The sequence below is a fragment of the Pseudomonas sp. B111 genome (assembly GCF_026428275.1).
GTDB classification, from domain to species: domain Bacteria; phylum Pseudomonadota; class Gammaproteobacteria; order Pseudomonadales; family Pseudomonadaceae; genus Pseudomonas; species Pseudomonas aeruginosa.
In genome coordinates, this window is sequence record NZ_CP097857.1 from 5,047,174 (window position 1) to 5,067,195 (window position 20,022).

Below are 20,022 nucleotides of genomic sequence, written 5' to 3' on the forward strand. Positions count from 1 at the left end.
CGTGCACAGGGATGCGCCCATGATAACAGTTCGAACCCGAGTGCGCGGACGCTGGGCCCGATAGCCGCACCCGGGTCGCTGGCGAACCGCCGACCGCCGTCAGAGCTGATGCATCAGACGCCTGACCCCGGCCACGTGCCGCCGGCTGACGGTCAGTGCATCGCCGTCGAGGCCTTTCAGGTAGAGCTGGAAATGCCCCAGCGGCGTACGCTGCAAGCGTTCGATCCGTTCGCGGGCGACCAGCGCGTTGCGGTGGATGCGCACGAAGCGCTCGCCGAACTCGTCTTCCAGCGCCTTCAACGGCTCGTCCAGCAGCACCTCGCCCTGCGCATGGCGCAAGGTCACGTACTTGTGGTCGGCAATGAAGAAGATCACCTCTTCCAGCGGGATCAGCTCGATCCCCTTGCGGGTCCGTGCACTGATGTGGCTGCGCGGACCGCTGCCGCCGGAGGCCGGGGGCTTGGTCAGCGCGGCCAGTTGCACGCGGTTCGGTCGCGAGGCTTTCTTCAACGCCTCGGCCAGGTCTTCGCTGCGCACCGGCTTGACCAGGTAGCCCACGGCGCTGACCTGGAAGGCTTCCAGGGCGAATTCGTCATGGGCCGTGCAGAAGATCACAGCCGGCGGCGCTTCCCGCTCGCAGAGTCTGGCCGCGACCTGGAGGCCGTCCAGACCGGGCATGCGGATATCCAGCAGGACGATATCGGGCTTGAGGCTGTCGATCAGCGTCAGCGCTTCTTCGCCATTGCTGGCCGAGGGCTCGAGGACGCGATAGCCGTCCAGTTGCCCTACCAATCGGGCCAGGCGCTCTCGCGCCAGAGGTTCGTCATCGACAATCAGGACATTCATAAGCTCAGGCTTCCTGCATGAGTCGCGCACATGGATAGCGTAGACAGGTGTAGTGCCGTCCGTCACGGCGCTCGACGCTGAGACTCGCTTTAGGCCCGAAAAGTGCCCCAAGTCGTGCATCGATATTGTGTAACGCCTGTCGCGTGCCTTTCGACGGGGGCGACTCGAGCGCCTCGTCGTAGGGGTTGCTCACACATAGCTGGAACACTCCTTCACGATAAACCGCCTCGACCTGCACCAGGCCACCTTCGACCCGCGGCTGGATGCCATAGATAAGCGCATTTTCCAGCAGCGGCTGCAAGGTCAGTTGGGGGATCGGCAGGTTGGCCGGCACCCCGTGCACCTGCCAGTCCAGTTGCAGGCGATCGCCAAGACGATACTGCTCAATGGAAAGATAGCGCCTTGCCAGCGCCAGTTCCTCCTCCCAGGAAACTAAAGTGCCGGGCTTCGCCAGGCTGGCCCGGAACAGGTCGGACAGGTCCAGCACCGCATGCTCGGCCTTCAGCGGGTCCAGCTCGATCAGGCTGGCGATGCTGTTCAGGCTGTTGAACAGGAAGTGCGGGCGAATCCGCGCCTGCAGCGATTCCAGGCGCGCCTGCAACTCGGCCTGCTGCTGCCGGCGCCACTGGCTCTGCAGGTAAAAGTAGCGCAGCACCAGGGCGGACATGATCAGCGCGATCAGCGCGTGCCGCAGATACAGATTGACCTCGCCGGCACGCGTCAGTTCTCCGCCCAGTTGATAGTGCTCGGCGACCGCCGTGCAGCCCAGGGTGAGGGCCACCACCAACAGGCAGCAGGCACTCCCCGCCAGCGCCACCGGCAGGCGCGCGAGCAATGGCCGCAGGCGGCAGAACAGCGCCGCCGAGAGCAGTACGATCCACTGCACGAACAGCGACGCCAGGGCCAGGCGCACCCAGTTGAAGCTCGGCGTCATCGGCTCCGCCAGCACCAGCACCAGCACCAGCAGCTCCGCCAGCAGCACCAGGGTGAACAGGGCTTCGGCTTCGCAGAGCTCGGGAATGAAGAAGTCGTCTTGGACGGCCGGCCGGGTCGAGCGGCCGGGCTTGAATCGGATAGGCATCGACAGAGTTTCCGCAAGGCCCGGGGCGCCCGCAAGACAGCCGCGGGCGTACGGGCGAAATAAAGCACCGAAATGCCATCTGCCGCAAAAAACCGCGAAACAGCGCTCGTTCCGGCTTCGTCGACGAGCCGCCGGTTTTTCCTCCCGGCCTGCTATCATCGTCGCACTTTGCCCGTCACGCAGGCCGCGCGGCCTGTCCGTTTCTTGTTGCAGCGAGAGATACCATGAGCGTAGAGAAGACCAACCAGTCCTGGGGCGGCCGCTTCAGCGAGCCCGTCGACGCCTTCGTCGCCCGTTTCACCGCCTCCGTCGACTTCGACAAGCGTCTCTACCGCCACGACATCATGGGTTCCATCGCCCACGCCACGATGCTGGCCAAGGTCGGCGTGCTGAGCGACGCCGAGCGCGATGCGATCGTCGACGGCCTGCAACAGATCCAGGCGGAAATCGAAGCCGGCAGCTTCGACTGGCGCGTCGACCTGGAAGACGTGCACATGAACATCGAGGCGCGCCTGACCGACCGCATCGGCGTCACCGGCAAGAAGCTCCACACCGGCCGCTCGCGCAACGACCAGGTGGCCACCGACATCCGCCTCTGGCTACGCGACGAGATCGACACCATCCTCGCCGAGATCACCCGCCTGCAGGAGGGCCTGCTGGGCCTGGCCGAAGCGGAAGCCGACACCATCATGCCCGGTTTCACCCACCTGCAGACCGCCCAGCCGGTGACCTTCGGCCACCACCTGCTGGCCTGGTTCGAGATGCTCGGCCGCGACTACGAGCGCCTGGTCGACTGCCGCAAGCGGGTCAACCGCATGCCGCTCGGCTCGGCGGCCCTGGCCGGCACCACCTACCCGATCCAGCGCGAGATCACCTGCCAGTTGCTGGGCTTCGACGCGGTTGGCGGCAACTCCCTGGACGGCGTCTCCGACCGCGACTTCGCCATCGAATTCTGCGCCACCGCCAGCCTGGCGATGATGCACCTGTCGCGCTTCTCGGAAGAGCTGGTGCTGTGGACCAGCGCGCAGTTCCAGTTCATCGACCTGCCCGACCGCTTCTGCACCGGCTCCTCGATCATGCCGCAGAAGAAGAACCCCGACGTGCCGGAGCTGGTACGCGGCAAGTCCGGCCGGGTGTTCGGCGCCCTCACCGGCTTGCTGACCCTGATGAAGGGCCAGCCGCTGGCCTACAACAAGGACAACCAGGAAGACAAGGAACCGCTGTTCGACGCCGCCGACACCCTGCGCGACAGCCTGCGCGCCTTCGCCGACATGGTCCCGGCGATCCGGCCCCGGCGCGAGATCATGCGCGAGGCGGCACGCCGCGGTTTCTCCACCGCCACCGACCTGGCCGACTACCTGGTGCGCAAGGGCCTGCCGTTCCGCGACTGCCACGAGATCGTCGGCCACGCAGTGAAGTACGGCGTGGACAGCGGAAAGGACCTCGCCGAGATGAGCCTCGACGAACTGCGCCGCTTCAGCGAGCAGATCGACGCCGACGTCTTCGACGTGCTGACCCTGGAAGGCTCGGTCAACGCCCGCGACCATATCGGCGGCACCGCGCCGAACCAGGTCCGTGCCGCCGTCGCCCACGGCCGGCAGTTGCTCGCCCAGCGCTGAGGCTTGCGACAATCCGACCTCGCACCCAGCAGGGTCGGGCGACACGCGGAGCGCAGCCTTAGCGCTCCGTATCCCCCACCTCCGCAGCCGACGACGCTCCGCCAGCTATGCTTCCGGAAACGACGGGCGCTCAGCGCACGCCAGTCGCCGAAGCCTCTCGCCGTACCTCGGTAAATATCTCGATGATCGAGCGTTGCGGATCACGCTGTCGCAAGGCCCTCACCCGTTGACTCTGACGTTGCAGCTCCTCGCTGGGCCTGACCCACTGTTCGGATGGCAGGGGCTGTGACCAGGCACGCATGGCCTCGGGCAACTCCTGGCGCTGCATGCGCTTGACCCGGCGGATTTCCCATTCGACTAGATGGAATGGCAGCGTCCATAAATCCATTGCGTGGTAGAGATACCAACCGACCATATACCAACGCCCTACTTCACCCTCCCGGTAGCGACGATGAGCACGAGCGCGGGCATTGCGGAAGGTGTGCAGCCCCTCGTGAGGCGGGTCGTCCGGGCCTTGCAGGTCGAGTGGGTCCTGGATTTCCTTGAGGCTGTGCACCTCATGCTCCATATAGGCTCGGACGGCCTCCCAGTTGGCGATGGCCAGAGGCAGGCCGGCACAAGGGAACTCCAGGGAGAAGTCCTCGCCGCTGGCGGCATGATGGAAGCCCACACCCATGCCGTATTGGCGCTGGATGCCGTACTGGGTGGCACCCTGGGCCTGGATCACCCAGGCCGATAGGGACTCCCAGGGGACGAAGATGGGGGCGGAGTGGCTTTCTGGGACGAAGCAAACTTCGCGGCGCTGGCGATTGAAGCGAGTAGGGATGACCTTTTTATACTTTATATGACTGGACCACCATGCACTTAACAAGATAAGAAAGCCAAACAGCGCACACCCCGAGCCATATGTTATCCCTATATCAAACAACCCTACAGCCAACTGTTTAGCCGTGCTTATATCACCACCTAACAAAGGCGTGCCAACCATCATTAGGGTTGGAATTAAAAAAACAGATATTATCCAGAGAGTAAATGGGCCACCTAATCTGACCTGCCAGGCAAATGCATTGGGCAGCCCTGTCCCGAAGTCAAGATAAGTATCATTCATTTCCCCCACGGCATGAGAATAGTCCTGTGCGGGCTGGACTGTAGGTAGAGGTAAAGGCGCGAGATAACTGACCAGCCCGCTTGAAAAGGGAACCACATCACCTGCTCGGTGGCTCTCCATCAGTCGCAACGGCGGCACATCCATGGGCTTATCGTTCTGGAGCATCGGCAAAATCCGGCAGCAAACGGGGGTCAATTAGCATCCAGGATGCTTCCTGCCCCTGGATACGTTGTGGCGAAGCAGGATAGTCTCCTTCGCTGTGTGGCGACAGGCGAACCATGTGCCGATCGGCATGATATTGACCCTGCGGGTTCAGTCGTTCGATCTGTACAGCCAGTAATAGATCCTCCGTGACCGAGCCCCCGGTCACACCCTCCAGCGGCGCTAGCCGCGGCACCAGCAACACCAACGGTTCGGCGGACGCGACCTGTAGACTGTCGCCGACAACTTCGGTGACGGGGAACCAACGCACCATGGGCGAACCTCTTTCGTATTTCACACTACGAATGCGGTAGGCCGCCAGGCTCAAGCGTACTTCAGGGCGCCCGGCCAAGGTCTGCTGCAGTGCTCCCAGACTGATACCAGGCAAGGCTAGGCTGATCTCCGCAGTGGCAGGTGAGGAGAGCAGGTCTCGCCACCAACTGCCATGACTCGCGTGCTTGACCTCACCTCTTGGCGTCTGGACGATCCCCAGAAGTCGTTGCTGATAGATTTCCAGGGACTGGTTCAGGCGCCCTCCGATGTCGCGGCTCCAGGGTGTACTGAGCAACCAATCGTCATGGGGCGTGGTATTACTGCGGTTATACCAATAGGTTCCTACCAGTTCGAGGGCGGTGAAAATGGCACCGGCGATATTGAATCGAGCAAATATGCTCGAAAGTCGCGTGCCAGCCAATGCCCAGGCTGTACGCTCGGCAGCAGGTGTTGCAGCCCTGAGCACACCTTTTAAAGCATACCCCGTATGCCATACCCCGTAGGCGCTGCTGGCCAGCATTCCGCTGGAGCCAACCATAGCTAAAGCGGCACCTTGCTGAGCTTGAGCATTTCCGCTGCGTATAGCACCAAGCCACTCGCCATAGTGGGTTTGAGTAGCAACAGCTGCTGCAAAAAAACCTGCCGCATATCCCACAAACCCTAGGCGTAAGTGCAGTTTTCCCATTTGTACATGAGCAACTTCCACAGCGTGGTTCTGCAGCCCCTGTGCCAACTGAGCACTTCTGGCCTGAAGAGCTGTATCGGCAATGGCCTGAGCTGCCGCTACGCCCGCAGATATTGTGGTGAAAATAGAACCAGCCAGCGGCATTAGCTCACGCTTATCCGGCGAAGTCGCGATAACCCCCCGCCATACCTGCACCATATTGACAAACTGCGCCACAAACACAGCCAGACCAATTCCATCCCCCACCTTATTGAACGCGGCTGCACTGCTATAGCCATTGCGCAGGTTACGGATACCACTGGCAACTTCCTGCAACTGTGCAGACGGCAGGATCAAGGTGATTCCGGCGCGGCCTGGTGTCGCACCGGCGAGACGGATGCTGTTGTCCGGAAGCTCGGCGATCGGGCTGAGGGCGGCGGCCAGGCGCGGCTCCAGGGCGTTGAGCTGGAGGCGGACACGCTGGATGTCGGCGAGCAGGGCGCGGGCGTCCGTCGACTTGTGTCCGGCCTGGCTCTTCACCTGCTTGCGCTGGCGGACCAGCCGGCGCAGTTCCGCGCGCTGTTCGAGCACTTCCTTCAGGTCGGCCTGGAGGAAGGCCTTTTCCGCTTCGCTGGCAATGGTGAAGGTCACCCCTTCGCGGACCGCGGCGTCGAGCAGTCGACCAGGAAGGGCCTTGGGCAGCTTGCGAAACAGCGCGTCGAGATCCGGCGCCTGCTGCTGGCCTACGCTCTTGAAGAAGCCCTCCATGGTCCGGCTGATGCCCAGGGTCAACGCCGGGTTGAGCGTGGCCTGGGCGCTGTCGGCAAGCGCTCGGGTGGCCTCCGGCAAGCCGTCGAGAGCGGGCAGCTTGCCCAGCTCCAGCGAGTCGCGCTGCTGCGCCCACTCTTTCAGCTTGGAGAGCCAGAGATGGCCGGGCGGCCCGAGCTGCGCGTATTGCGCGATCAGTTCAGCCTGGGTGTTCAACGGCAGAGTCTGGAACAATGGGCGATCGTATTGCGGATTTTCCTCCAGGAAGGCGAGCACGGCCTCGCTGGCCTCGTCGCTGCGGCAGATATCCTTCAGGCAGGCGTACTGGGTGGCGAAGGCCAGTCCCAATTGCTCGGCCTGCTGGAAATCGTAGTACCAGGCGGCGCGATGGAATCGCTGCTCGGTAAGCATCTGCGTGCGGTCTGCGCTGATCTGCTCGAGCAGGGCGTTCCAGCGCGCCAGGTTGGGCCTGTTGGCGGCGAGGAAGGCATCCATGGCGGGACGGTCGATCAGGTCGTCGATGCCACGCTGGCCGAATTTGGCGCCATGCAGCGCGTCATCGACCTTTTCGCCGTGGCTCTTCTTCAGGCGGATCAGGGCGTCCAGGTTGCGTTCGACGAAGGCCGGATCGGCAGCCGCCATTTTCCGCTTGGTGAAGTGTCGCTCCACAGGTCTGTGCAACGGCTCCGGCATGGCTGGGTCCATCGGCTTCGGCAACGGCTCGCCGTTGAGGTAGTCCAGCAAGGCCTGGCGCGATCGCTCCCGCTCGGGAGGTGGCAGCCGGTCGAGATCGTCGAACAGCGGCTGGTCACCCTCGTCGGCCAGCTTGGGCAGTTCCGCGGCGCGGATCTGGGTCAACGACTCGATGTAGCAGGCGATCACGTAGTCGCGCTCGTTGGCCCCGGCCTGGGCGCCGCCCTGCAGCCACTCCTCGAGCCAGCCGACCACTTCGTCCTGGTAGGCGGCTAGGTCGCGCATCACACCGATGTCGTCGCGCAGCGCCAGGAACAGGGCATCATGCTCGTACTGCGGGAGTACCTGCGCAGTCAACTCGCCGAGCTGGGTATCGCGGAACAGCGGCGGATCCTCCCAGACGTAGTCGCGTCGTTCGTCCGGATGGGCGGCGGGTGGACTGGCCGGGCGCTGCTGGTGGGGCGGGAAGCGCTGCTGGCCCTGCTCGTCGCGATGCACCTTGTTCTGCACCACTTCGGCCAGCCAGGTTTCCGCCTGCCGTCGGGTCAGCAGATGCGGCCCCCCCTGCTGCGGGTCGGCGCGGCGCAGATCGACGGCCTGCATGAAGTGCTCGCGGTCCTTCGGACTGGCGAGCACCTGCATGCACTTGCGCGCGGTCCATTGCAGCTCCGAATAGGCCACGTACAGGATGCTGGTACGGGGAAAGACCAGTTGGGGCTCGCCGACCGCGCGGCTGCGTATGTCGGCGCGAACCTCGGCGTCCTGCCACAGCAGCTTGTCGATAGCGCCCTTGTCGATGCCGTATTCGTGCAGCTTTCCGGTTCCGCCGTCGATCACGTAGAGATAGCCATTGCGCACCAGCCGCAGACCCAGCGGCCGGCTTTTCAGGGCGAAAGGCATCGCCAGCTCGGCGCTCGGATCGACTCCTTCGGTCAAACCGTAGCGCAGCGGCAACAGCTGCACCTTGGCGTTCATCAACGGACAGGTGCCGCTCGGCGAACGACTATCGCTGGACGAGGCTTCGTTTGCCGCCAGGTTGGCGCTGTCTCGCCGGGGTGTGGCCTGCGCAGTCATGAATGCATCCTTTCTGTCTCGGCGGCGCGACGCTCCGCCAGCTCGGCCGCAGCGGCCACCCGCTGCGCCGGGGATTGGCTGGAGGGACCATCGAGCAGCACGGCGATGTCCGCATGCGCGTCCAGCGCATCCTCGCCCAGGTAGCCGAAGATATTGGCGTAGAGCAGGATGTCCCGCGCCGAGCACATCCCACGACGGTAGGCCTGCTCGGCCAGCATACGCAGGTGCTGGAAGCGCTCTCGGCCGCACAGGGCCGGGCGATAGCCGGGGAAATACAGATTCATGTGGCGATCCATGTCCATGAGGGTCTGGCGGAAGCTGACTTCGCCAAGTGCATCGAATTCGGCCTCGCTCAGACGGTAGGGCTGCGTGCGGTCGCGAGCGATCGCCGAACCGCTTCGCCGGTGTTGCCACCAGCGGATTTCCAGGGCATCTGGAGCACATGCCTGCTCGATCGGACCGAACAGTTCCATGCGTTCATGTTCCAGCAGGCTATGCATCACTGCCGGGTCGGCCAGGCGCAGCAGCACCGGCTCGCCATGGGGAGGTTGGACGCACAGAAGGCCCCGCAGGTGCTGCGACAGGGTCGGCAAGCTGACCTGGGCGAAGAGCAGGTAGCCCCATTCCTGTGCGGCGTTGTCGAGGAACGCCTGCAGGATAGGGTCCTGGCGGCCGTCGAGGGCGACCAGGCAGGGCGACAGGTCCAGCAGTTCCTGCCAGCGGCTGTCGTGGTACAGCGGCTCGAAGGTCGGAGTATCGCTCCATTGGTAGAGCTTGTGCGGCAGTTCCATGACGCTGACGCCATCGAGCAGCAGGTAGGCATTCAGCGTCCAGGGCAGGTCGGCGGGCAAGGCGGGCAGCATCGGTTCAGTGCGCATCGGTTTTCGCCCTGGCCGCTTCGCAGATGGCGCAGATCGGTTTCTTCTGCAGCAATGCCTGGCGCTGCGCGCGGATCAGCAGGGCGCCGGCCTTGTCGCTATCGGCCTGCCGCAGCGCCCCCGGCAACAGCGGCGCCGCGCCGCTGCCGTTGCCCGGGCTGCCGCCGGAGTTGACCCGGACGTTGGCCCCGGAGAGGGTCACGCCGCTGGCGTCGAGCTTGAGGAAGCTGCCGCCGCCCTTGAGGGTCAGTTCGGCGCCGGCCTCCAGCACCACCTTCAGGCCGCTGCTCAGGTGGATCTCCTGGCCGGCCTCGACGAACTGGCCGCTGGCGATCTTCAGGTGCTGGTCGTTGGCTACGGTGAGGTGGTCGCTGGCGCGGACCTCCACCTTGCGCTCGGCGTGGGTGGTGCGGTGTTCCTCGGCCTTGAACTCGCTGTAGCTGTTCGCCTCCACGGTGTCGTGGCGTTGGTGACCGACGCGGATCTTCTGGTCGTGCTCGATGTTTTCGTCCCAGTCGCGCTGGGCATGGACGAAGATCTGCTCCTGGCCCTTGCGGTCCTCGATGCGCAGCTCGTTGTAGCCACCGCCGCCAGGACTGCTGAGGCTCTTGAAGACGCTGCGGGTCTTGTGCGCCGGCAGTTCGTAGGGCACCGGATGTTCCCTGTGGAACAGGCAGCCGGTGACCAGCGGCTGGTCGGGGTCGCCTTCGAGGAAGGTCACCAGCACCTCCATGCCGACCCGCGGGATGGCGATGGCGCCGTAGTTCCTTCCCGCCCAGCCGGAGGCAACGCGTAACCAGCAACTGCTGCTGTCGTCGGCCTGGCCCTCGCGATCCCAGTGGAATTGCACCTTCACCCGACCGTAGCGGTCGCAGTGGATTTCCTCGCCCTTCGGACCGGTCACCACCGCGCTCTGCGTGCCGAGGATGCGCGGCTTCGGCGGTGTCAGCGGAGGACGGAAGAACGCCTCCCAGGGCGTGGCCTGGAAGCGGTTGCGGTAACCCTGCCGGAAGTCGTCCGGGCTCGCCGAGGTGTCGGAGACGATGCTTTCTTCCAGCACCTGCGGCTGCCGCCCCTCGTGAATCACCTCGGTGAGCAGCCAGAGGTCGTTCCAGCCCGCCTGGGGATGGGCGGCCAGCGGCAGGAAGTGGCCGCTGAGCAGCAACGGTTGGTCGCTGCGGCCCTCGGCCAGGCGGTAGTCGCTGCGCTGCCGTTCGAGGGCACGCCTGGCCAGGTGCTTGCCGCGCTCGCGGTCGACGAAGCGACCGGGATAGTCGTAGTCCTCGAGGTCCGGCCGGGCTTCGCCGCGGGCGGCGCTTTCCAGCGTCAGGCGCGGTTTCTCGAAGTCGTAGTCGCGGCGGGTGACGCGGCTGGTGCGGGTTTCCAGGCGTACGCCGAAGCGCTTGACCGCCGGCCGGTCGGCGACCAGGCCGGAGTCCTGCTGGTAGGCCACCGGCGCGAGCCGCGGGAACACCGTCTGGTCGTCGCCGAACACCAGCAGGTGCGCCGTGGCGCTGTGCTGGAAATGAAAGTGGATGCCCTCCTCGCAGCACAGGCGCTGGACGAACTGCAGGTCGCTCTCGTCGTACTGCACGCAGTATTCGCGCTCGGGGTAGCGGGTGCCGAGCTGGAAGCGGTAGGCGTCGGCGAGGATGCCGTGTTCCTCCAGCACCCGGCCGACGATCTGCGGCACCGTGAGGTGCTGGAAGATGCGCTGGTTGGTGCGTTGGGCGAGGTAGGCCAGTTGCGGGACGAGGGTGATGCGGTAGCGGGTCAGGCGCTTGCCCGAGTCGCCCTGTCCGGCGCTGCGCACCAGGCCGTGGATACCGTTGCCGGCGGGCCCGAGGGTAAGGAAGGCGGGTTTGTGCAGCAGGCTTTCGAGGTCCGGCACGGGGCGTTCGCCGACCAGCTCCAGGTCGAAGGCGAACGGCTGGCTGATGGCTTCGCGGCCGCTGAAGGAGAGCACCTGCAGGTCGAGGGCGAGGCCGTCGATGGCGAGGCTGAAATGGGTCTGGTTGGCTGCTGCGAACATCCGTTGTCCCTCACTGGCGCAGGCGACCGATTCGATTGTCCTGCCTGGCGCGGGCGAGACAAGGGCGCGCAGGCTCGATCGGAAGCTGCCTACAACAAACAAAGCGGCATCGACCCGGCGCGGGCTTTCCTGGCCACGGCGCTATGGGTCATCGAGGGCACGACGGCCAGCGAGGCTGGCCGCGTGCGGCGGCCGCGGCTCAGCCGGCGACCGGGGAGCGCCAGTCGTCGGAGCCGGAGGTGCCGGAGACTTCGTGGGTCCAGGTGATCTTGCGGTAGGTGAAGTGCACGTCTTCCAGGTGGGTGAAGTGGGCGTTGCCCGGGTCCTGGCAGTTGTGCATGTAGTCCTTGATGTCGACGATGATCGCGTCTTCCAGGACGGTGGTGTAGTAGTGCTCCTGGGTGCCGGCGGCGGAGGTGCGGTACCACTGGATCTCGACCTTGGTCAGGCGCTCGCCGGAGGTCAGGGCGGCCAGCAGCAGCGGCGAGGCCTTGTCGAAGACCTTGGTGATGACCACCGGCTTGTGCACGCGCTGGCCGGTCGGCTGGCCGGACTGCGGGTCGCGCGGGATGATCACTTCGTGGTTGAAGCCCTGGACCATCACCTGGTCCTCGTGGCCTTCCTGGTAGGTGTTGCCGACCGAATCCTCGGTGAAGGCGCCGGCGGTGATCAGGCCCTGCTTGGTGCCGGTGATGGACATATAGGCGGGTGTTGCCATGGATGCATTCCTTGTCAGTGGTAGCCGGGACGACATGTCCTGGTGCGGCAGCTACCCAACAAGCTTCGTGCCAATAAAATATTTACCTTTTAAATCAATTTGTTGAAGACTTTCCCGGCCCGCACGAACGTTTTTCCCCGGGTTTATCCCGAAAAAGTGAGCAAGTTGTTGCACAGTGCTATGCAAGAACTTGCTCACTTCATCGAAGACCCCGCCAGACCTTGGCCCCGGCGTTGTATCCACAGCTTTTCCCGAAGTTATCCAGCAAAAAGTTGCACACCTGCCGAGTGCCTCAGAGCCAGTTCTTGAACTTGAACCAGAGGTACGGAAGGATCGCCGATACCACCATCATCCCCAGCGCCATCGGATAGCCGATGGACCAGTCCAGCTCGGGCATGTCCTTGAAGTTCATGCCGTAGACCGTGCCCACCAGGGTCGGCGGCAGGAACAGTACGGCAGCGATGGAGAACACCTTGATGATGCTGTTCTGCTCGATGTTGATCAGGCCAAGGGTCGCGTCGAGGAGGAAGTTGATCTCGGTGGACATCTTCGCCAGGTACTCGTCCAGCGAGCGCACGTCGCGCTCCACGGTCTTCGCCAGCACCTTGGCCGGCTCGGAAAGCCAGCCGTTGCAACCCTGGCGGAAATAGCTGTTCATCCGATTGATGCTGAGCAGGCTGTCGTTGAGCTTGGACAGCAGCGAGCTGCTGCGCCCGAGGTGCTTGATGATCTGCTGCAGGTCGGTCTTCGGCTTGCGGGTCTGGGCGGTGGACTCGGCGAAGATCTCCCGCGACATGCTGCTCAGTTGCCCCTGTACGGCCTCCAACACGTCGGCGATGCGGTCCACCAGGCTGTCCATCATCAGGGCGAACAACTGGGTGCTGCTGCGGTTGGCGTCGAGCTGGCGGATGCAACGGTTCTCGAACTCGCGGAACGAACGCAGGTCGGCGTAGCGCACGGTAATCAGCCATTTCTCGCTGAGTACGAAGGTCACTTCCTCTGTGCTCGGCCGGTGCTCGGTGATCCCGCCGACCACCGAAGTGGTCATGTAGAGGACGTTGCCGTCCTCGTAGAAGCGCGACGAATCCTCGATCTCGGCCATCTCCTCGCGGGTCGGGATGTTCACCTGCAGGTGGGATTCGAGCAGGCGCTCCTCTTCGGGGGTCGGGTGATGCAGGTCGATCCACAGGGTGCCCGGCGGCAACCCCCGCTGGGCATCGTCGTGCTGGCGTCGCTCCAGGCGGTCGCCGGAAAGGATGTAATAGGTGATCATGTCGGGTATCGCTACCTTCGCGGCCATCCGTTGGCCAAGCAGGGTGGACAACTTCCCGCCGCCGCACAAGCGGTACTTTGCGCCAGAACGAGGAACGCCCGATGAGCGAACAGGACGACAACCAGGAAGACGGCTTCGCCGAGGAAAAACTGATCCAGGCCATCGAGAACCAGATCGAAAGCGAGAATCCGCCGGCGGCGCGCGCCGTGTTCAACAAGCTGACCCTGGTCGGCTACGAGCGCGACGAGGCACTGGGCATGATGGCCTACGTGCTGGCCCACGAGATCAACGCCATGCTCGCCGCCGACCGCGCTTTCGACAGCGCCGGCTACGAGCATGCGCTGCGTGCCCTGCCGACGTTGCCGGACGACGAATGAGCGGAGCCGGGCCGACTGGTGCCGGCGAATGCCCCTCGTATCCATACGGTTTTGTTTCGCCAAACGCCTGCCGCTCTGGTAGAAAGGTGGCGCCCACTCTCCGTGCCACCTGCTTTCGCGGAGCGATACCGGATGCGATCCTGGTTCCACTTCCTGCCCATCTGCCTGCTGCTGGCCCTTTCCGGCCCGGCAGCGGCCGTCCCGACAGAACCCCTGGTGCTCGGCGCCGAAGACGACTGGTATCCCTATACCGCCTACAAGGACGGCCGCATCCAGGGCATGAGCGCGGACATCGTGCGGGCCGCCTTCAGGGCTGCGGACACGCCGGTCCAGCTCAATCCCTACCCCTACTCCCGCTGCATGAAGCTGGCCCTGAAAGGCTTGATCGCCGGCTGCTTCAACACCTCGCCGAACCCACACATCCTCGCCGACTACCGTCTGCCCCGGCATCCGTTGTTCCGCGCGGAGATCCAGCTCTGGGCGCGACGCGACGAAGCGCGGCCGGTGAATGCGGAGCAGGCGCTGAGCGGACGGAAAGTCGCGGTGACCCTCGGCTATGAATACGGCGACGGCTTCGATCGCCGCCACGACCTGGTGCGCATCCCGGTGCGCAAGGACTACTACGGTTTCCTCATGCTCCAGCGCGGCCGCGTCGACTACGCCCTGGCCTACCGCAATACGGCTCGCCAGTTGTTCAGCGAACATCCCGAACTGGAAGGCCAGTTCCAGCCGGTGGCCACGGTCCACCGCCCGGAGCTGTACCTGTCGTTCTCGCGCCGCCACCCGCAGGCCGAGCATCTGCTCGAACGCTTCGACCTCGGTATGCAGCGCATCCTCGCCAGCGGCGAGTACCAGAAGATCCTCGACGGCTGGAGCCAGGCCGCCGACGCTACGCCCTAGTCCAACTACACTCACCGGTGCTCAACACCGCAAGGAGCCGACATGGCCTTCACTCCCGAGCTGATCGACGAACTGGAACTGCTGGCGCTCTTCAACCTGAACAACACCCAGGAAGGACTCAAGGTCCATCACACCGCCGACGGCAAGGCCATCGCCGCCGCCCGACGCCTGCACGACAAGGGGCTGATCGACCAGCCCGACGGCGGCTACCTGACCAGTCTCGGGCTGGATGCCGCGGAGCAGGCACAGGGCCTGCTGACCATCCTCAAGGGTTGACGGAAGCGGCCATCGCGACCTGCTCCCGACAGGCCGCGACGGTTGCCCCGGTTCGCGGTGCGGCGCTCAAGCCGCCGCGCTTCCGGGCGATACAATGGCATGACCGGAGCCAGGCACGGCGCCTGGCCTTGCCTGTGCCCGGACGCCCATGAACCGACACCCCGCACTCAGCCTCGATCTCGACGATGGCATCGACCGCAAGGTCCTCGGCCAGTTGCGCCAACGCTTCCTGGCGGTCAACGCCGGTCGCCTGCAACGCGCCCGACAGGCGTTGTCCAGCCGCCAGGAGCGGGTCCTGCGCCTGCTACCGCTGCTGTTCCACATCAACCATCCGCTGCTGCCGGGCTACCTGTCGGCCAGCACGCCGGCGGGCCTGAGCGGTTTCGAGGCGGACGACGAAGTACTCGCCGAAGCCCAGCGCCTGGCCCGTTCGTTTGTCTACAAGCCACGCAGGCAGGAACCCGCACAACAGCCGATCCACGGCCTGTTCCTGATGGGCAGCCTGGGGAGCCTGGCCCAGGAGGAACAGAGCGATCTCGACCTCTGGGTCTGCCATGCCCCAGAACTGGAGCCCGGCGCGCGCCAGGAGCTGCGCCGCAAGTGCGCGTTGATCGAGGACTGGGCGCGCAGCCAGGGCAGCGAGGTGCACTGTTTCCTGATCGACGTCGCCCGCTTCGGCCAGGACGAACGCGAAGACCGGAAGGAGCCCGGCGGCGACGGCAATACCCAGCACTTCCTGCTGCTCGACGAGTTCTACCGCAGCGCGATCTGGCTCGGCGGACGCACCCCTCTGTGGTGGCTGGTGCCGCCGGCCCATGAACGGCGCTACGACGAATACTGTCGGACCCTGCTCGGCAAACGCTTCATCCGCGCCGAAGAGGTGCTCGACCTCGGCCACCTGGCCCTCATCCCCGCCCGGGAGTTCATCGGCGCCGGCCTTTGGCAGTTGTCCAAGGCCATCGATTCGCCCTACAAGTCGCTGCTCAAGCTGCTGCTCACCGAGGCCTACGCCAGCGAGCACCCGCGGGTCCGCTGCGTCGCCCTGCGCTTCAAGGAGCAGGTATTCGCCGGCCAGCTCGATCTCGACGAACTGGACCCCTACGTCCTGGTCTATCGCCATCTCGAACGCTACCTGCGGGAACAGCAGGCGCCGGAACGCCTGGAACTCGTGCGGCGCTGCCTGTACCTCAAGGTCGGGCGCAAGCTCGGCGGTCGCCAGCGCCAGGCGCAGAAGGGCTGGCAGCACCTGTCGATGGAGCGGCTCGTCGCGGAATGGCAATGGGAGCCTCGCCGCTTGGCCCTGCTCGACAGCCGCAGCCAGTGGAAGATGCGCCAGGTGATGGAAGAGCGTCGCACGGTGGTCAACGAACTGACCTACAGCTACCGCCTGCTGTTCCAGATCGCCCGCCAGCAAGGCGCTGACAGCGGCATCGACAGCCGCGACCTGGGCCTGCTCGGCCGCCGCCTGTATGCCGCCTTCGAGCGCAAGGCAGGCAAGGTGGAGAACATCAACCCGGGGATCGCCCCGGATCTCGGCGAAGACGTCCTGACCCTGGTCCAGCTGCCCGCCGACGACGACCGCGAGCAGGCGCAGTGGGCGATCTTCCCCGGTGCCCTGGGCGCTCACCAGTGGCCTGACTACGCGCCGCTGAAACGCAGCCTCAGGCTGGTCGAGCTGCTCGCCTGGTGCCATCGCAACGGCGTCATCGACAGCGCCACCCGGCTGTCCCTGCATCCCGGCCAGAGCGACCTCGGCGATGCCGAACTGGACAATCTCCTGGGCAGCCTGCGGCAGTTCCTGCCGGTCCCCCTGGCGACCGTGGACGACGCCGACCTGCTGCAACCGCGTCGGCTCAAGAGCGTCCTGCTGCTGGTCAACGTCGGTGTCGACCCGCTGCGCCACCACAGCCAGATGAACCTGCACATGGCTACCGGGCGTACCGACGTGCTCGGTTATGCCGGGGTGCGCGACAACCTGGTGCTGACCCTCGACCAGCTCAGCCTCAACAGCTGGAACGAACTGACGGTGCGCCATTACGCAGGCCCCCAGGCGCTGCCCGAGTGCCTTGCCGAGTTCCTCGACGCCGTCCGCGAAAAGCCCGGAAGCCTGCCGCAGCCGCCCGAACTGATGGTGCGCTGCTTCTGTCGCAACCGGGCCGCCGCCATCGCCGTGCGGGTCGAAGAGCTGTTCCGCGAAACCTACGGGCAACTGCTTGGCGGCCAGCCGAGCCGCTACCTGCTGCAGATCCGCCAGCAGTACCACCTGCTGGAAATGTCGCCGGAAGCGGTCAGCCACGAGAGCCTGCCCGACCTGCCGAGCCTGCTCCAGCACCTGGGCCGCGAGCGCGATGGCTACAGCGCCCTGAAGCTGGATCGCCACGCCCTGGAAGGCGAGGACCTCGGGCTGATCCTGTCCATGGGGCGGCCGGACTGCATCCAGGTGTTCTACCGGCGCGACTTCGACAGCGCCGAGATCAGCCTGCTCGACGAACGCAACGCGCTCTGGCGCCAGCGCCAGGCGTTGCGTGACGAACGCAGCCTGCTCGCACCGCTGCAGCGCTTCCTGCAATCGCTGCTGTACCGGCGCAACGCCCTGTCGCTGGCGGAACAGGTGCCGGCCTCGCTGGATATCCGCTACTACGAGTTGCTCTCCAACGACGGCAGATTGCACGTCGAGCCTCGCGAAGCGCCGGAGGCCCTGGCCGGACCCGCGTTGTACGAGCTACAGGCGCTACTCGAACGCGGCGAACGCAAGCGCGTGCAGGTCACCCTGTACTGCGACCACCAGGAGTTTTCCGAACTGGAGTACGGCGCCGGCCTGTTCAAGGCGGTCGCCCGGCATATCCTGGCGCATCGCGCGGAAAGCGAACCCTACCCCTGCTACCTGACCGACCTCGACCTGTCGCGGCTGTTCGCCGACGAACAGCCGCAAACGCTGCACTATCTGCGTTATAAAAGCGTCCTGGAAACGGCGCTGAACCAGGCGCTGCTGGAACAATGACCCAGCGCCGCACCGCGCGGGGCTCGACAAGGACGTACGGATGGCACTTCTCGGTATTACCCTGCTCGCTGGCGCCGCATTCGTGGGCGGCTATCTCTACCGCCGCGGCCTGGATCGCCGGCGCTACCGCTTCATCCAGCAATTCCGCCTGCCGCCGCGGGTCGCCCAGGCGGTCCGCGAGCGCTATCCGCAGCTCAGCGAGGAACAGGTCCAACGGGTGCTCGGCGGCCTGCGCGAATACCTGCTGCTATGCCGCGCCGCCGGCAAGCGGATGGTCGCGATGCCGTCCCAGGTGGTGGATGTCGCCTGGCACGAGTTGATCCTGCACACCCGGCTCTACCAGCACGTCTGCCGCAAGGGACTCGGGCGCTTCCTCCACCATACGCCGGCGCAGGCGATGCGCAGCCCCCGACAGGCCCAGGAAGGCATTCGGCGCGCCTGGAAGCTGGCTTGTCGCCGCGAAGGCATCGACCCCCAGAACCCCACGCGCCTACCGCTGCTGTTCGCTCTCGACACGGAACTGGCGATCGCCGACGGCTTCCGCTACACCCTGAACTGCGCGCAGCGGCAAGACGGCGGCGCAGCGGTGTATTGCGCCAGCCATATCGGTTGCAGCAGTGGCTGCGCCAGCGATAGCGGTAGTACCTTCGGTTCGGACGGACAGGATTCGCGCCACGGCTGCGGCGGCGATAGCGGTGGGGACGGCGGCAGCGGTTGCGGGGGCGGTGGGGGCGACTGAGGGTCGCGAAGCCCGTCGCCGGGAGGCGACGGGCGAAAACCGATCAGCGCGCGTAGTCGCCGGCGGCTTCCGGCTGGTATTCGATTTCCAGCAGGGTCAGCTTCAGCGTCTTGCCGCTCGGCGCCGGCCAGTCGATGGTCTGGCCGATGGTCAGGCCCAGCAGCGCGGTGCCCACCGGCGCGAGGATCGAGACCTTGCCTTCGCCGGCGACGTCTTCGGGATAGACCAGGGTCAGGGTGTACTCCTTGCCGCTGCTTTCCTCGCGGCAACGCACGGTGGAGTTCATGGTCACGACGCCCGGCGGAATCTCGTCATGCCCCACCACCTGGGCGCGCGACAGTTCGGCCTCCAGCGCCTCGGCGGCGGGTCCGAATTCGTCCAGGCCATCCAGCAGGCGCTCCAGGCGCTGCAGGTCCAGACGAGTGATGGTGATCGGCGGCGTGCTCATGATCGCAGGCGTGCTCCTTGGTCCGGTTCGGTTGATCGATGAAAAGCAGGAATCGCAAAAAAGCAAAAACCCCGCCCGAAGGCGGGGTTTTCCCGGACACTAACACAGTCGCAGGAATTAGCAACATCCCCCCTATCAGGAGAGACGGCCCGCCAGCGACTGGCGTCGAGCGGCCTGTGACCTGATCTGCAAGCGGCGGGAATCGTCGGCCTTGCCCCACTCGCGGATTTCCGCCAGGGAACGTCCGCAGCCGACGCAAACGTCCGCATCGTCGAGGCAGCACAGGCGCCGGCAAGGCGAGGCCACCACCGGCGGCGAAGCCTCAGAGGCCGGGGAACTCGACATCCTCGCCCCCCTGCTCCAGGGTCGCCCGGTTGAGCAGCGCGCCCAGCGGTTCCTGGCTGCCATCGTGGCGCCAGAGACCGCTGGCCTCGTCGTAATCGAAGTGGAAGCCGCCCGACTTCGCCGCCACCCACAACTGGCGCAACGGCGCCTGGCGGCTGAGGATCAGCTGCGAGCCGTTCTCGAAGCGTACGGTGAGCACGCCGCCGGCGTTCTCCAGGTCGAGGTCCAGGTCGCTGTCATCGAAGGCGTCTTCCACCTGCTGCTGGAGCGCATCGACCAGGTCGTGGAAACGCGCTTCATTCATCGTACTCATGCATTGCCTCGGCATTCGCTAACGGGAAAAAAGGCGGGCGACTACCTTCGTCTTGCCCTATTCCGACAATTCTACGCTGGTATTGCCGTAGTCCGCGCTGTTTTGCCGCGACGCTCGCGGAAAACGCCGGCGCCCCCTCTGCCTCAGGCCATTCCCCTGCAAGCCCCGGCACACCTGATCCGGCTCGCATAGGCAAGGCGCCGGGGGGTCGGTATACTCCGGAACAATTCACGTTTTCTACAAGGATTCCGTCATGAAGCGGCTGTTCCTGTCCTTCGTCGCGCTCGCCCTCCTCGCCGGCTCCATCGCCGCCTGCGGCCAGAAAGGCCCGCTGTACCTGCCGGACGACGAAAAAGCCAAGAAAGAACACAGCAAAGACCGCTACGGTTTCTGAG

At 65.2% G+C, this 20,022-nt stretch carries 18 protein-coding genes; 7 read left to right on the forward strand and 11 right to left on the reverse strand.

Annotated elements, in window-relative coordinates:
• Positions 1–99: 99 nt before the first annotated feature.
• Complete coding sequence (gene algR, locus M6E97_RS23370) at positions 100–846, reverse strand: alginate biosynthesis regulator AlgR (RefSeq protein ID WP_003096397.1); 747 nt, start codon at positions 844–846, stop codon at positions 100–102.
• A 4-nt stretch (positions 847–850) separates the two neighbouring features.
• Positions 851–1,927: an alginate biosynthesis two-component system sensor histidine kinase AlgZ gene (algZ, locus tag M6E97_RS23375; protein WP_003096404.1), complete on the reverse strand. Its 1,077-nt coding sequence runs from the start codon at positions 1,925–1,927 to the stop codon at positions 851–853.
• A gap of 224 nt (positions 1,928–2,151) precedes the next feature.
• Here algZ and argH point away from each other — a divergent pair, with 224 nt between their 5' ends.
• Entirely contained in the window at positions 2,152–3,546 is a 1,395-nt protein-coding gene (gene argH, locus M6E97_RS23380; RefSeq protein WP_033937925.1) for an argininosuccinate lyase, read from the forward strand.
• Between the two features lie 130 nt (positions 3,547–3,676).
• Here the strand turns inward: argH and M6E97_RS23385 are convergent, their stop codons facing one another.
• The 6 genes from M6E97_RS23385 to M6E97_RS23410 all read right to left on the reverse strand — a co-directional run bounded on the left by M6E97_RS23385 (position 3,677) and on the right by M6E97_RS23410 (position 13,228).
• A complete protein-coding gene (locus tag M6E97_RS23385; protein ID WP_223724265.1) occupies positions 3,677–4,819 on the reverse strand; it encodes a hypothetical protein in 1,143 nt (380 codons plus the stop codon).
• On the reverse strand, positions 4,803–8,327 hold the full coding sequence (locus M6E97_RS23390; protein WP_033937927.1) for a toxin VasX: 3,525 nt from the start codon (positions 8,325–8,327) through the stop codon (positions 4,803–4,805). The genes M6E97_RS23385 and M6E97_RS23390 overlap by 17 nt, the downstream gene beginning before the upstream one ends.
• Positions 8,324–9,205: a DUF4123 domain-containing protein gene (locus M6E97_RS23395; RefSeq protein ID WP_033937931.1), complete on the reverse strand. Its 882-nt coding sequence runs from the start codon at positions 9,203–9,205 to the stop codon at positions 8,324–8,326. Before M6E97_RS23395 ends, M6E97_RS23390 begins: the two co-directional genes overlap by 4 nt.
• Positions 9,195–11,237 carry a type VI secretion system tip protein VgrG gene (locus M6E97_RS23400; RefSeq protein ID WP_087937111.1) on the reverse strand — a complete coding sequence of 681 codons (2,043 nt, stop codon included), beginning with the start codon at positions 11,235–11,237 and terminating at the stop codon, positions 9,195–9,197. The genes M6E97_RS23395 and M6E97_RS23400 overlap by 11 nt, the downstream gene beginning before the upstream one ends.
• A 199-nt stretch (positions 11,238–11,436) precedes the next feature.
• Entirely contained in the window at positions 11,437–11,955 is a 519-nt protein-coding gene (locus M6E97_RS23405) for an Hcp family type VI secretion system effector (RefSeq protein ID WP_003083317.1), read from the reverse strand.
• A gap of 292 nt (positions 11,956–12,247) precedes the next feature.
• Positions 12,248–13,228, reverse strand: coding sequence for a magnesium transporter CorA family protein (locus M6E97_RS23410; RefSeq protein WP_003096411.1), 981 nt, complete (start codon positions 13,226–13,228; stop codon positions 12,248–12,250).
• A gap of 101 nt (positions 13,229–13,329) precedes the next feature.
• On the opposite strand from M6E97_RS23410, the gene M6E97_RS23415 reads away from it, so the two are divergent.
• The 5 genes from M6E97_RS23415 (at position 13,330) to M6E97_RS23435 (ending at position 18,521) form a co-directional block, all read left to right on the forward strand.
• A complete protein-coding gene (locus M6E97_RS23415) occupies positions 13,330–13,605 on the forward strand; it encodes a hypothetical protein (protein ID WP_003114340.1) in 276 nt (91 codons plus the stop codon).
• Positions 13,606–13,737: 132 nt separating this feature from the next.
• Positions 13,738–14,505 (forward strand): substrate-binding periplasmic protein, encoded by a 768-nt coding sequence (locus M6E97_RS23420; protein ID WP_003096415.1) that lies wholly within the window; start codon positions 13,738–13,740, stop codon positions 14,503–14,505.
• Positions 14,506–14,547: 42 nt separating this feature from the next.
• Positions 14,548–14,781 (forward strand): TIGR02647 family protein, encoded by a 234-nt coding sequence (locus M6E97_RS23425; RefSeq protein ID WP_034005543.1) that lies wholly within the window; start codon positions 14,548–14,550, stop codon positions 14,779–14,781.
• A 148-nt stretch (positions 14,782–14,929) separates the two neighbouring features.
• On the forward strand, positions 14,930–17,782 hold the full coding sequence (locus tag M6E97_RS23430; RefSeq protein ID WP_023127063.1) for a class I adenylate cyclase: 2,853 nt from the start codon (positions 14,930–14,932) through the stop codon (positions 17,780–17,782).
• Between the two features lie 40 nt (positions 17,783–17,822).
• Positions 17,823–18,521: a glycine-rich domain-containing protein gene (locus tag M6E97_RS23435; protein ID WP_003096422.1), complete on the forward strand. Its 699-nt coding sequence runs from the start codon at positions 17,823–17,825 to the stop codon at positions 18,519–18,521.
• 43 nt (positions 18,522–18,564) lie between these two features.
• Here M6E97_RS23435 and rnk read toward each other — a convergent pair whose 3' ends face one another.
• The 3 genes from rnk to cyaY all read right to left on the reverse strand — a co-directional run bounded on the left by rnk (position 18,565) and on the right by cyaY (position 19,627).
• Positions 18,565–18,969 (reverse strand): nucleoside diphosphate kinase regulator, encoded by a 405-nt coding sequence (gene rnk, locus M6E97_RS23440; protein WP_003096424.1) that lies wholly within the window; start codon positions 18,967–18,969, stop codon positions 18,565–18,567.
• Between the two features lie 135 nt (positions 18,970–19,104).
• A complete protein-coding gene (locus M6E97_RS23445) occupies positions 19,105–19,314 on the reverse strand; it encodes a DUF1289 domain-containing protein (protein WP_023910431.1) in 210 nt (69 codons plus the stop codon).
• Positions 19,292–19,627 (reverse strand): iron donor protein CyaY, encoded by a 336-nt coding sequence (gene cyaY, locus M6E97_RS23450; RefSeq protein ID WP_003121284.1) that lies wholly within the window; start codon positions 19,625–19,627, stop codon positions 19,292–19,294. Before cyaY ends, M6E97_RS23445 begins: the two co-directional genes overlap by 23 nt.
• A 253-nt stretch (positions 19,628–19,880) precedes the next feature.
• On the opposite strand from cyaY, the gene lptM reads away from it, so the two are divergent.
• A complete protein-coding gene (gene lptM, locus M6E97_RS23455) occupies positions 19,881–20,021 on the forward strand; it encodes an LPS translocon maturation chaperone LptM (protein ID WP_003096430.1) in 141 nt (46 codons plus the stop codon).
• The last annotated feature ends 1 nt before the right edge of the window (position 20,022 follow it).